Source organism: Marivita cryptomonadis, from assembly GCF_002115725.1.
GTDB lineage: Bacteria > Pseudomonadota > Alphaproteobacteria > Rhodobacterales > Rhodobacteraceae > Marivita > Marivita cryptomonadis.
This window is the reverse complement of record NZ_JFKD01000013.1, coordinates 80,478-93,246: the sequence shown is the minus strand read 5'-3', so window position 1 is coordinate 93,246 and position 12,769 is coordinate 80,478. Positions and strand designations below refer to the sequence as shown.

Here is a 12,769-nt window from a genome sequence, read left to right as displayed (position 1 = left end):
ATGGCTTGCGCGACCGGAACGATCCATTTAACGCTGTGCCACTGGCGATTTCGCAACACCCGCGATCGTTGCACAAAACTGGCACGCCACCCATCGGAGGACAGGCTTGGACGCATTTGATTTCGTGATCGTCGGAGCGGGGTCCGCTGGATCGGTCCTTGCCAATCGTTTGACGGCTTCAGGCAAGTACACAGTGCTTCTGCTCGAAGCGGGCGGGTCCGATAAAACCCCCTTGGTTCAAATCCCCATCGGCTACGGCAAGATCTTCTACGACGCCGCGGTCAATTGGAAATACATCACGGAACCGGACCCAAATCTGGACAATCGCCCGATCTACTGGCCGCGTGGCAAGGTGCTGGGCGGATCAAGTTCGATCAACGCGATGGTCTATGTGCGCGGGCATCAAAACGATTACGCGGAATGGAACGCCGCCGCCCCCGGCTGGGGCTGGAGCGATGTTGAACCCCTGTTCCGTAGGATGGAAAACTGGGACGGCGCGCCCAGCTCGGCGCGTGGCAAGGGCGGGCCACTTGCGGTGCATGACGTCCGACCCGAAGTGCATCCCCTGACCCGCGTCTACCTTGAAGCTGCCGCACAGGCCGGGTTCCCGACCAACCCTGATTACAACGGCCCCGATATGGAAGGCGCCACAACTTACCAGATCACCACGCGCAACGGGTTCCGTGCCTCGGCGGCGCGCTGTTACCTCGACCCCGCCGGCAAGCGGCCAAACCTCGAGGTCCGCACTCGCGCGCATGCGACCCGGGTCTTGTTCGACGGCACCCGCGCCATCGGCGTCGAATATCGGCACAAGGGTCAGATCAAAACCGCCCGAGCGCGGGCCGAGGTGATCCTCTCTGGCGGGGCCATCAATTCACCGCAGCTCTTGCAGCTGTCCGGAATCGGACCGGGGCAGGTTTTGCAGGACCACGGAATCGACGTGTTGCTGGATGCGGCGCAGGTGGGGCGGAACCTTCAGGACCATCTGGGCAGCGACAATCTGTTTGTGTCCAAGGTGGCCAGCCTCAATCAGGAACTCCGTCCGTTGATGGGCAAGGTCAAAGCGGCGCTGCATTATGCGCTGACGCGCAAAGGTCCATTGTCGCTCAGCCTCAATCAGGGGGGTGGATTTGTCCGTGTGTTGGACGACTCCCCCGGACCCGATATGCAGCTCTACTTTTCGCCGGTCAGCTACACCCGAGCGCCTGTCGGCGTGCGGCCCCTGATGAGCCCCGACCCGTTCCCCGGTTTCCTGATTGGGTTCAACCCCTGCAAGCCAACGAGCGTCGGGCACCTGCAAATACGATCACCTGACCCGTTCGTAGCACCTGAAATGCACCCGAACTACATGTCCACTGACTATGATCGCACGTTGATGGTCGAGGGCACGAAACTGATGCGCCGGATCGCAGAGACCCAAGCCATGAGCGCCGTGATCGACAGTGAACTGTTGCCCGGTGCGCAGGTCGACGATGACGCCGCCATCGAAGCCTATATCCGCAAAACCTCGTGGACCGTCTTTCACCAATGCTCGACCTGTCGCATGGGCAGCGATCCGGCCAGTTCGGTTGTAGACCCGCGCCTGCGGGTGCGTGGCATCGACGGGCTGCGGGTGGCGGATGCGTCGATCTTTCCGTCCATCCCCACCGGCAACACCAACGCCCCCGCTATCATGGTGGGTGAAAAAGCATCAGACCTCATCCTGCAAGATGCGCTTGGCTGAAAGGACACGCCATGAAGCTGAAATCCATCGAGACCTTCACCACCGCAGATGTGGGCTTTGTCCGTGTCACTGCTGAAGACGGCTCTCAGGGCTGGGGTCAGGTGTCGACCTATCATTCAGACATCACCTGTCAGGTGCTACACCGGCAGGTGGCACCATGGACGTTGGGACAGGACACGACCGATCTGGACGATCTGCTGGATATCGTGACCGAACGCGAACACAAATTCCCCGGCTCATACCTGCGCCGTGCGATGGCGGGGCTGGATACCGCGATCTGGGACTGGCGCGGCAAGCAGCAGGGCAAGCCCGTGGTCGAACTCTTGGGCGGCACGCCCGGCAAAATCCGCGCTTATGCATCTTCAATGAAGCGCGACATCACCCCGGCGGACGAGGCAGCACGGCTCAAGCATCTGCGCGACACGCAGGGCTTTGACGCCTTCAAGGTCCGTGCCGGAGCGGAAGTTGGGCGCAATCAGGACGAATGGCCCGGTCGCACCGAGGAAATCATCCCGACCATGCGCCGCGAACTGGGACCAGATGTGGCGCTGCTGATCGACGCCAATAGCTGTTATTCCCCGGATCGCGCCATCGAAGTCGGCCACATGCTACAGGATCACGGTTTCAGCCATTTCGAGGAACCCTGCCCCTACTGGGAATTGGAGCAGACCAAGCGCGTGACCGATGCGCTGCTGATCGACGTCACGGGCGGCGAGCAGGATTGCGACCTGCCCACTTGGAAACGCATGATCGACATGCGGGCGGTGGATATCGTGCAGCCCGACATCCTTTATCTTGGTGGCATCTGCCGCACGCTGCGCGTTGTTCGGATGGCCGAGGCTGCGAAACTACCTGTGACACCCCACTGCGCCAACTGGTCGATGGTGACGCTGTTCACCATGCACCTGCTGCGGGCGATCCCGAATGCGGGCAAGTATCTGGAGTTCTCCATCGAAGGACCGGACTATTACCCATGGCAGGAGGGGCTGTTCGTACAATCGCCTTACGGCATCGAAGACGGCCATGCCTGCGTCACCGACGCCCCCGGTTGGGGAGTCGAGATCAGCCCTGAATGGCTTGCACGGTCCAGCTATCAGATCAGCGAGGTCTAGCGGCGCCATAGCCCCTTGCTTTGTCGTCGTCAGACTGCCGATACTCGCGGCACCACACAGCCCCAAGGAGCTTCACAATGACCGCATGGATCGACATGATCTCGGACGACGACGCATCGCCGCGTCTGAAGGAACTGCTGGATCAGGCCCGCACGCCACATGGCACCGTCGACACCGTGATGCGCGTGCATTCGCTGCGCCCCGAGACCATGCACGGGCATGTGGCGCTCTATCGGTCGGTGCTGCATTCCGACGACAACAGGCTGCCGTTCTGGTTTCTGGAAGTGGTGGCCAGCTATACGTCGATCCTGAACGATTGCACCTATTCGCTGACGCACCACTTCATGAACGTCCGCAATCTGCTCAAGGATCAGCCGCGGTCAGACCGGATTTTCACCGCGCTCAAGGCGCACCGCCCCGAAGATGAGTTCGACGGCAAGGAACTGGCGCTGCTGCGCTACGCGGCGAAACTGACGGTGTCGGTGGGCAAAATGGTCAAGTCGGATTTCGAGGCGCTGAAGATCGCAGGATGCGACGACGGAGAGATACTCGAGGTCAATCAGGTCTGCGCTTATTTCAATTATTCCAACCGCTTGCTGAACGGTCTTGGTGCAACAACTGAAGGTGATATCGTGGGCTATTACAAAGCCTGATCCACGTCCTGCACCACCAAGAGCAACATCTCGCCCCGCGTGACCAGCCCGCGATTGGTGTGGGCGAGGATCATCCCGTCCTGCGGCACAGTGAGCCGCACCGAAGGCCGTTCGGGTTCCGTCACATGGTGGAACCACCCGGCGAAATCACCGGCGGTCACATCCTGCCCAGCGCTCAGCGCGCGGTCGAACAGCCCTTCGGATCTGGCGTAAAGCGACGCGCCGGGGTCGCGGATCTCCACCACGCGCGGCTTGGGCGGGTGATGCACCTCTCCATCGACCATGTTCAGATGACGCAGGATATTCCAGATCCCGGCCTCTGCCTGATCGGTGATACCCGGATCGACCCCGCCACCGCCGCCAAGTTCGGTTGCGATCATTGGAACACCTGCGCGGTCTGCGGCAGAGTTCACCGAACGGTTGTCATTATGCCCGCCCAGACGCCAGACCAAGGGCAAGCCGAAGAGATGGGCAAGCTGCATGTTCTTCGTCGCAAGCGCCGGGTCGTCCGTCAGTGTTGGCAACGCGCAGGGCTCGAAGAACGACGCCTTGCCGCCTGAATGCAGATCAATCGCCGCATCACAAAGCGGCAGAATCTCGGTTTCCAAAAAATGTGCGATCATCGCGGTCGGCCCCCCGTCTCGGGTGCCCGGAAAAGCGCGGTTCAGATTGGCCCCGTCCAGCGGCGACACCCGCGATGACGCCGCGACTGCGGGCATGTTGAGCGTTGGAAAAGCGATGATCTGGCCGCGCAGGTGCGACGGATCAACCGACTGCAGCACCCGCATAATCGCGGACGGACCTTCGAATTCGTCCCCATGTGTGCCCCCGAGCAAGAGCAGCACAGGCCCGCCTGCCCCTTTGACCGACACAACCGGGATCGGGTGATAGCCCAGCGGATTGCTGTTGTCTGACCAGCGCAGCATGGCGTCACCGGTGTGTTTGCCCTGCTGAGACAGATCAATCGTCAACGCGATGCGGCTGGGAGTTTTCATGGTCGTCGGTTGCCTCCTGCGATCCTCACATTACCTGACGCTGATCGAGAGAAAACATCAACTGCCAGACCGTGAATGGGAGCGATCAGAATTGCAGCATCCGCGAAAACTGGACCACCCACACCTTGATCAGCCAAAAGTTTACCTTGCACCTGCAAGGACTTCCTTGGTTTGATGGACGCAGCCACTGGGGAAGGTCTATCAATGTCTGCTTTGAATGCCGGATAATGCGCCGATCATTACGTTTGACCATGTCGACAAGTTCTATGGCGACTTCCACGCCCTAAAGGACATCTCGATCAGCGTCCGCGAAGGCGAGCGGATGGTGGTGTGCGGCCCGTCCGGGTCGGGCAAGTCGACCCTCATCCGCTGCATCAACGGGCTGGAGTTCCACAATTCCGGAGTTCTGACTGTCGACGGGGTCGAGGTGTTTGAGGACTCCAAACATATCTACCGGCTGCGGCAGGAAGTCGGGATGGTGTTCCAGCAGTTCAACCTGTTTCCGCACCTGACCGTTCTGGAAAACCTGACCATCGGTCCGATCAAGGTGCGCAAGGTGTCGCCGTCCGAAGCGGAACGGACCGCGCGCAAATACCTTGAGCGCGTGCGCATTCCCGAACAGGCCGACAAATACCCATCTGCCTTGTCCGGAGGCCAGCAGCAGCGCGTGGCGATTGCCCGGTCGTTGTGTATGGAAAGCCGGATCATGCTGTTTGACGAACCAACCTCGGCGCTTGATCCCGAGATGATCAACGAGGTGCTGGATGTGATGGTCGAACTGGCCGACACCGGCATGACGATGGTCGTCGTCACCCACGAGATGGGCTTTGCCCGAAAGGTTGCGGACACGATGGTGTTCATGGATGCGGGCGAGATCGTGGAAACTGCTCCGCCAGAGGTGTTCTTCACCAACCCCGCCAGCGCCCGATGCCGCGCGTTCCTTGACCAAATTCTGGATCACTGATGAGCATCGCAGAGCCGACATACACCCCCAAAGGCCGCGCGTTGCCGCAGCGCCAACCGATTGCCAAGGCGATTGATTCAGTCACGTTCTCGATCATCGCCTATGCTTTTATCGTCGGCGGCATCGTGTGGCTGGCCTATAGCGGCGCTCAGGCGATGGGGTACAATTGGCAGTGGTATCGCATTCCGCAGTATTTCTATTCCTTCACCGAAGACGGCTTTCAATGGGGCGAGATCAGTGTCGGTCTGGTCAAGACCCTGACACTATCGAGCATTGCCTTTGCCCTTGCTGTGGCCATGGGCCTGATCGTTGCTTTGCTGCGCCTGTCTGGACTGGTCGTCTGCACGGCGGTGTCGGTCGGCTTCCTCGAACTGATCCGCAACATTCCACTCTTGGTGCTGCTCTACCTTTTCTACTACGTGCTGGGTCCGATTTTCGGCTTCGACCGTTACTGGGCCAGCATCCTGTGCCTTGCGGTGTTTCATTCTGTCCTGATCTCCGAGATTTTTCGCGCCGGGATCAACGCGGTGGCCAAGGGCCAGTGGGAAGCCGCAACCTCGATCGGGATGTCGAAGGGACAGGCCTATCGCTACATCATCCTGCCCCAATCCATCCGCTTCATGCTGCCGCCTATGACCGGCGAAGTGGTCCATATGGTCAAGTCATCGGCGATCGTCAGCGTGATTGCCGTGGCCGAACTTACGACCATTGGGCGGAACATCATCTCGGAAACCTACATGAGTTTCGAAATCTGGTTCACCATCGCCGCCGTCTACATGGCGGTGACGCTGATCCTGTCCGTTGGCGTGTCGTTCGTCGAAAAACGCTACGCTGTCGACACCTAACCCGCGCCCAAAGGCGCATTCTACTGAACAGGGAGTTCAAACATGAATATCACCAGAAGATTTCTAGGCGCCGCACTTGGTGCCACGCTGGCCGCAACGGCAGCCCTGCCGGCGCTTGCGCAGAACACGGCACAAGACGTGGCCAGCGCGAGCGTGATCGAAACCATCAAGGAACGCGGTGTCATCAAGATCGGTCTGTCGCTGTTCAAGCCGTGGTCGATGCGTGACCTGAACGGCGAACTGATCGGCTTTGAACTCGACGTGGGTCGCCAATTGGCCGAGGACATGGGCGTTGAGGTGGAATTCGTGCCGACCTCGTGGGACGGCATCATCCCGGCCCTCGTGTCGGGCAATTTCGACACCATCATCAGCGGCATGACGGTAACGCCTCAGCGAAACCTCACGGTCAACTTTACTGTTCCTTACGCTTATTCCGGCATGACCATCCTTGCCAACACAGCGATGACCGAAGGCTTTACGCTGGAAGACTACAACAGCTCGGAAGTGACCTTTGCCGCCCGTCGCGGGGCCACACCGGCTACCGTGATCGCGGACATGTTCCCCGAAGCAACGCTGCTGCTTTTTGACGAAGACGGTGCCGCGACACAGGAAGTCCTGAACGGCAACGCCCACGCGACAATGGCGTCCGAACCGACACCATCCAGCGAAGCGCGCCGCTATCCCGACGTGCTGAGCGTGCCGTTCAATCAGGCGTTCCAGGCAGGTGGCGAAGGCTTTGCGATCCGCAAGGGTGACCCCGACGCGCTGGCCTATTTCAACAGCTGGATCACCGCCAAGACCAACACAGGCTGGCTGAAGGAACGTCACGACTACTGGTTCCGTGGCAATGACTGGGCCGATCAGGTTCCGGAATAATCAGTGCTTTGCCCCCCGGCCCCGCGCTGGGGGGCACCTTTGCAAAGGCCCATGATGTGTTGAATAGACTGAAGAAACTGCACTGGCTCGACTGGCTTGTCCTGGCCGTCGTGCTGGCGTTCTTTGGCTATATCTGGTGGAAGATCGAAGGCACGCTGAACTATAATTGGCGCTGGCACCTGATCCCCAATTACATCCTGCGCTTTCACACCGAACGCGAGGAATGGTTCGCCAATGTACTGCTGCAAGGTCTGATCGCCACCATCCGCATCTCGATCTACGCAAGTATCCTGGCCGTCATTCTGGGGACGATCCTTGGCATCGCGCGCTGCGCCAAGAACCTCACCATCCGCATGCTGGCGCGCACCTATTTGGAATTCCTGCGCAATATCCCACCGGTGGTGGTGATCTTCATCTTCTTCTTCTTCCTGTCGCAGCAACTTATCACAGCGCTCAATATCGAAAGCTGGGCGCGCGAGATTGCCCGGTCGGATAATCGCGCGGTGTGGGAGTTCTTCTTTGGCGACATGCGCCGCTTTCCGTCGCTCATTTCGGGCGTGATTGTTCTGGCCCTGTTCGAAAGCGCCTTTGTCGGGGAAATCGTCCGCGCCGGCATTCAGTCCATCGACCGGGGCCAGCGCGAGGCGGCACGGTCCATCGGCATGAGCCGCACGCAGGAAATGCGCTATATCGTGCTGCCGCAAGCGTTGCACAAAGTGATGCCGCCGATGGCCAACCAGTTTATCACCCTGATCAAGGACAGCGCGATCATCTCGCTGATTTCGGTTCAGGAGCTGACGTTCAAGACAGTCGAACTTGTGGCCTCGACCCGCCTGATCTTTGAGGCGTGGATCACCACGGCCGCGTTCTACTTTGTGATCTGTTTTGGCTTGTCGATGCTGTTCCGCAGGCTGGAACGGCGCAAGTCTTAGGACACAGCCACCAGCGCCGGGGCCACACCGGCAACGTCATTCCATGCAGTCAGGCCGACATGGGCGTCGGGATGCGCAAAGATTGCCGCCGCATCGGGGTATGCGTCTAGAATGGCCTGCCCCCCGGCAAGACGCGCCGGATGAAACACCCCCTTGTCCCAGACCGGAATACCGTCGATCCAGATACTTGGGTCCAGTACGTTCCACGAAATTTCACCCGGTGCATAGGCGCCGCAGGTGTGGAAATGCAGGATACGGGGATTGCCGAACGCGGCACCGCCCCAGCGTTCGTAATTCACCCGCGCGTCTTGCAAATACCCGCAGCCGGGATGAATACCAGCGTGCCACGAGTGAACAAAGTTGCGGTCGATGCCTAGCTTGTCCGCCACCCGATCGTAATGTGCATTGGCCGCAGCCACATCGCGCGCGCTGCCGTCAAACCCCAGCAACCGCCCGCGACCAAGATAGGCCATCACCGGACCGTCGAATTCCACCGTGTAGTTGTCATAGTAATGTGACCCTGTACCCGTCAGGAAGCCACACAGGGCAACACGCCCGGAAAAGCTGTGCGCCGGGACGGGTTTGAAGACCGACATCGGAAAGCGCATCACCGTCGTGTCCCCCTCTTCGTCGGGGGGCATTTCCGGAATTCCGACCACATCCGTACCGTTGGGACAGGTGACCCGTACGGTTGCGGCGTGGTTCAGGCTGTCGCTGATCAGCGATTTCAGCGCGACGAATGCCGCGTAGGACGTGGTGCCAAAGCCGGACCCCAGCAACCCTTCATCAAGTGCAAAGCTCACAACGATGCGTTTGCCGGGCGGCATGTCAGAGAACCGCAGTTGGTCACCCAAGCGGGCCAGAAAGAGAACGATATCCGCCTTGTCGATCTGCACCCGCAGCGCGTCAGGCAGACGTGTCGCGTTAGGGTCAAAGCCGACATTGGCGGTCTTGACGATCAGGCCCATCTCACGGGCCATCCGCACAACAGCGTTCAGGACATGCGCGTCGAAATATCCATGTTCGGCAGGCTCATAGGCTATCAAAACACGCTCGCCGCGCTGCGCCTTGGCGCAATTCGCCAACATGTTCCAAGCCCCTGCCAATGCCGCCATGACCGCGCCTCCTGTCAGGGAAACGCTAAGATCATCCTGCGTCGGTCTCTAATTGAAAGGCCGAATGAAACACATTAGTCTGGCTAATATGTTATTGAATTTGCCATTTGCTGCGCTAAGGGCGTTCGAGGCCGTCGCCCGTCACGGCAGTTTTTCCGAGGCAGCCGATGAACTTGGTGTCGGCCAGAGCGCAGTCAGCCAGCATGTCAAAGCGTTGGAAGAATGGCTGGGGCATGACCTGATCACCCGAGGCCCAAAACGGTCCCTGCCCACACGCGACGGGGCGCGGCTGGCTCTGAGCATCGCAGACGGGCTTGGGCAGATCTCGGAAGTCTGTGAGGATATCCGGGACAAACGGCGGGACGACAAGACCATCGTCATCAGCTGTCATCCCGGATTTGCATTTATCTGGCTGTTTCCACGCCTCATGAGCTTTGATCGGGCGCACCCGGATTTTGCCATTTCGATCACCACCGACACTGGATTGCGCGGCGTCGCGCGGGCCGAGGCGGACATTGCGATCCGCTATGGAACGGGGGATTTCCCCGGGTATGGCGTTGTTCCGCTGATCCGTGAAACGCTGTCGCCGGTTTGCGCGCCCAGCCTTCTGAATGGTGCAAAACCATTGCGCAGTATCACAGACCTCGCGTTTCATACCCAAATCCGTGACGAATTCGCGCCCACGACAACGGAATTGCCGACATGGGAATACTGGGCCCGCGAAACCGGGCACAGCCTTCCGACCCCTGCCCGCATCCGCAGCTTTGGCCAGTCGAACATGGTGGTTCAGTCTGCCATTCAGGGCGATGGTGTTGCGATGGGGCGCAGCCCGCTTGTCATGGATGCGCTGCGGGACGGGCGTTTGATCCAACCCTTTCCGCAAACCGCCGCATCGCCGCTCAATTACTGGCTGGTCTACCCCGAAGACCAAAGGCGCGCCCGCAAGATCGCCTTGTTTCTGGACTGGATCATCACCGAAGCCAAAGAACAGGCACAACACCACGCGCATGTGCAAACGGCATCAGGTTCTGATTAGTCAGGGTAATCTCGAAAATCAGTTGTAGAGACTGGTGCAAAGAAGTGTTCCGGGGCAGTCTGGGATCATCAGGCGCGATGCAGGAAGGACAGCCCATGTTTATCAGGAATACGTGGTACGTGGCAGGTTGGTCCTCAGAGTTCGGGCGGTCGCTCAAGGCGGAAACCTATCTGGGCGAACGGGTGGTGATCTACCGTACCGAAGCAGGCGCACCAGTGGCGCTGGAAGACGCCTGCCCGCATCGCAAGCTGCCCTTGTCGCAAGGCAACCTGAAAGGCGACACAGTCGAATGCGGTTATCACGGCCTGACCTTTGACTGCTCCGGCAGTTGCGTCGATGCCCCGACCCAGCGCGGCCAGATCCCACGCCGAGCTGTGGTGAAATCCTATCCTGTTGTCGACCGCTATCGCCTGCTCTGGATCTGGATGGGCGATCCTGAAAAGGCCGATCCCGACCTGATCTTCCCGATTGAAAACTACGACAATCCCGATTGGGGTTGTACCGATGGCGGAGCGATGGACATAGACTGCCACTACCTTTGGGTCTGCGACAACCTGCTGGACCCCAGCCATGTCGCTTGGGTGCATGTGACGTCTTTCGCAGGGGCGGGTACGGATGACGGCGCGTTGGACGTGAGCAAGACCGACCGCGGCGTGATCGTGGCGCGGTGGATCTATGGTCAACCGCCGTCGCCCTATTATGCCAAGCTGGTTAAGTTCGAGGGCGTTTGCGACCGGCTTCAGCATTATGAAATGTGCCTGCCGGGCATTGGTTTGAACAAGTCGATCTACACCCCTCCGGGCACCGGCGGACCGGGCAGTGCGCCGGTCGAAAACACGCTGATCAACATCTCCTACAACTTCATGACCCCGATTACCGAAGACAAGACCCGGTATTTCTGGTTCCAGCACCGCAACACCGATCCGCACGACAAAGAGGTGTCCGAGCGGATGAACGCAGGCGCGCGCATGGCATTCGAAGAGGATCGCGTCGTTCTGGAACAGGTCCACCAGGGCATGAAGAACCCGGCCACGCCCTATATCGACCTTGGGCTGGATGCCGGGGCCAAGCTGTTCCGTCAGATGGTGACACGCACCATCGACGCGGAACAAACCGGTTAAGGTCAGATCAGGATCTGCACAACCCCATCGACCACACGCGTCTCAAACATCCGCAGCGGCAGCCGTGCAGGGGCCGCCTTGGGTGCGCCGCTGCGTACGTCGAACAGGCCTTGATGTAGAGGGCATTCGATATGTGTGCCGTCGAAATGCCCATCGCACAGATTGGCCGCGCCATGCGTGCAGCGGGCAAGGCTGACAAAAATCCCCTCTGATGCATCGAAGACCGCCAATTCCCGCGCCCCAAGCGTCACGGGTGTCGCGTCACCGGGCTCAAGATCACTGACCGCGATCACATCCGTCCAAGCCTTGTCCCGCGCTGTCACGCCTTGCGGGCCTCACTGTCACTGCGGGGTTTCCGACCTAACAATTGGCGGATGATGTCCACATGCGCGCCAAGATATCCCCGTTCCTCGACATAAACATAGCCCTGCAGTTTCTCGTGCAGCTTGGGCAACGCGTGAAACGGCACGGACGCAGCATAGTGGTGTTCTGCGTGGTAGTTCATGTTCCAGCACAGAAATCGCATCGGACCCGAGACAAGCGATGTGCGGGTGTTTTCTTTCATGTCGTCCACGTTGGGCCGCCCCACATGTTCGGTCAAACGGATCGCCCGCATCACCGGTTCACCCAGAAACAGCGGAACAAGCCAGTACCACAGCGGCCAAGTCCACCCCATGAAAACAGATACAACGGCGATCAAAGCATAGAAGGCCAGCATCAGTCGGGCCTCGCGGATAATGATCGGCGCTTCGTACTTGGTCAGGAACGTACGGTCTTCGTCGTTCAACCGCCCAGCGCCATTGCGCAGAATTTGCGAAAACTTGTTGCGCCAATAGGGCACCGAGGAAATGTACCACAGGTATTTCCAGACCGAGATCGGCAGTTCGATCAGTTCGGGATCCTGCCCCTTGAGCTGGGTGTAAGTGTGGTGATTGCAATGCTCGTAGCGAAACTGCTGAAATGGCAGGATGATCGCATAGCCGCAAATATTACCGAAAATGTCGTTGAGTTTCCGTGTCTTGAACACGGTATAGTGCACACATTCATGCTGAAGCGCGAACAGATGTACGATCACCACGCCATGCACAAACATCGCTGGCCAGATCCACCAACTGTCATAGGTAAGCGCAATCAGACCAGAGGTGGCAACAAGCGCCAGCGAAAAAACCAGCACCCGCCACAAAGCGGGACCGTCAGACCGAACCATCAGTGCTTTCAACTCGCGGCGCGTCAACGCGCCTTCCTGCATGGCTTGGGTGATCGGGGTGCGAACGTCTGTCGACATGGGTGCTCCGGTGGTGTGTACCAATAAGCTACGACCCATACGCGTATATCGCAATTCCCGAAGACACTGCGCCCCGGCACTCAGGCAGATGCGGCATCGCCCCGCCTTTCAA

The 12,769-nt window shown here is 59.4% G+C and carries 13 protein-coding genes; 9 read left to right on the top strand and 4 right to left on the bottom strand.

Features of this window, described 5'->3' with window-relative positions; translation table 11 throughout:
- Positions 1-106 precede the first annotated feature (106 nt).
- The 3 genes from MCRY_RS15030 to MCRY_RS15020 all read left to right on the top strand — a co-directional run bounded on the left by MCRY_RS15030 (position 107) and on the right by MCRY_RS15020 (position 3,488).
- Positions 107-1,723 carry a GMC family oxidoreductase gene (locus tag MCRY_RS15030; RefSeq protein WP_085631327.1) on the top strand — a complete coding sequence of 539 codons (1,617 nt, stop codon included), beginning with the start codon at positions 107-109 and terminating at the stop codon, positions 1,721-1,723.
- Positions 1,724-1,734: 11 nt separating this feature from the next.
- Positions 1,735-2,835 carry a mandelate racemase/muconate lactonizing enzyme family protein gene (locus MCRY_RS15025; protein WP_085631325.1) on the top strand — a complete coding sequence of 367 codons (1,101 nt, stop codon included), beginning with the start codon at positions 1,735-1,737 and terminating at the stop codon, positions 2,833-2,835.
- Between the two features lie 77 nt (positions 2,836-2,912).
- On the top strand, positions 2,913-3,488 hold the full coding sequence (locus tag MCRY_RS15020) for a carboxymuconolactone decarboxylase family protein (RefSeq protein ID WP_085631323.1): 576 nt from the start codon (positions 2,913-2,915) through the stop codon (positions 3,486-3,488).
- Here the strand turns inward: MCRY_RS15020 and MCRY_RS15015 are convergent.
- Positions 3,476-4,483, bottom strand: coding sequence for a succinylglutamate desuccinylase/aspartoacylase family protein (locus tag MCRY_RS15015; protein ID WP_085631321.1), 1,008 nt, complete (start codon positions 4,481-4,483; stop codon positions 3,476-3,478). The genes MCRY_RS15020 and MCRY_RS15015 overlap by 13 nt on opposite strands.
- Before the next feature lie 217 nt (positions 4,484-4,700).
- Here MCRY_RS15015 and MCRY_RS15010 point away from each other — a divergent pair, with 217 nt between their 5' ends.
- The 4 genes from MCRY_RS15010 to MCRY_RS14995 are packed head-to-tail and all read left to right on the top strand — an operon-like array spanning position 4,701 to position 8,100.
- Positions 4,701-5,447 (top strand): amino acid ABC transporter ATP-binding protein, encoded by a 747-nt coding sequence (locus MCRY_RS15010; protein WP_171046143.1) that lies wholly within the window; start codon positions 4,701-4,703, stop codon positions 5,445-5,447.
- Positions 5,447-6,292, top strand: a complete 846-nt coding sequence (locus MCRY_RS15005) for an amino acid ABC transporter permease (protein WP_085631320.1) — start codon at positions 5,447-5,449, stop codon at positions 6,290-6,292. The genes MCRY_RS15010 and MCRY_RS15005 overlap by 1 nt, the downstream gene beginning before the upstream one ends.
- A gap of 42 nt (positions 6,293-6,334) precedes the next feature.
- A complete protein-coding gene (locus tag MCRY_RS15000; protein WP_085631318.1) occupies positions 6,335-7,168 on the top strand; it encodes a transporter substrate-binding domain-containing protein in 834 nt (277 codons plus the stop codon).
- 56 nt (positions 7,169-7,224) lie between these two features.
- Positions 7,225-8,100, top strand: a complete 876-nt coding sequence (locus MCRY_RS14995) for an amino acid ABC transporter permease (RefSeq protein WP_085631411.1) — start codon at positions 7,225-7,227, stop codon at positions 8,098-8,100.
- On the opposite strand, the gene MCRY_RS14990 is transcribed toward MCRY_RS14995, so the two are convergent.
- Entirely contained in the window at positions 8,097-9,215 is a 1,119-nt protein-coding gene (locus MCRY_RS14990) for a hypothetical protein (RefSeq protein WP_085631315.1), read from the bottom strand. The two genes, MCRY_RS14995 and MCRY_RS14990, sit on opposite strands and share 4 nt — an antisense overlap.
- A 64-nt stretch (positions 9,216-9,279) precedes the next feature.
- Here MCRY_RS14990 and MCRY_RS14985 point away from each other — a divergent pair, with 64 nt between their 5' ends.
- On the top strand, positions 9,280-10,251 hold the full coding sequence (locus tag MCRY_RS14985; RefSeq protein ID WP_238939838.1) for a LysR substrate-binding domain-containing protein: 972 nt from the start codon (positions 9,280-9,282) through the stop codon (positions 10,249-10,251).
- A gap of 95 nt (positions 10,252-10,346) precedes the next feature.
- Complete coding sequence (locus MCRY_RS14980; RefSeq protein WP_085631310.1) at positions 10,347-11,372, top strand: aromatic ring-hydroxylating dioxygenase subunit alpha; 1,026 nt, start codon at positions 10,347-10,349, stop codon at positions 11,370-11,372.
- Between the two features lie 2 nt (positions 11,373-11,374).
- Here MCRY_RS14980 and MCRY_RS14975 read toward each other — a convergent pair whose 3' ends face one another.
- Both MCRY_RS14975 and MCRY_RS14970 read right to left on the bottom strand, forming a co-directional pair.
- Complete coding sequence (locus MCRY_RS14975) at positions 11,375-11,695, bottom strand: non-heme iron oxygenase ferredoxin subunit (RefSeq protein WP_085631308.1); 321 nt, start codon at positions 11,693-11,695, stop codon at positions 11,375-11,377.
- Positions 11,692-12,657, bottom strand: a complete 966-nt coding sequence (locus MCRY_RS14970; protein WP_085631305.1) for a fatty acid desaturase family protein — start codon at positions 12,655-12,657, stop codon at positions 11,692-11,694. Before MCRY_RS14970 ends, MCRY_RS14975 begins: the two co-directional genes overlap by 4 nt.
- Positions 12,658-12,769: the final 112 nt, after the last annotated feature.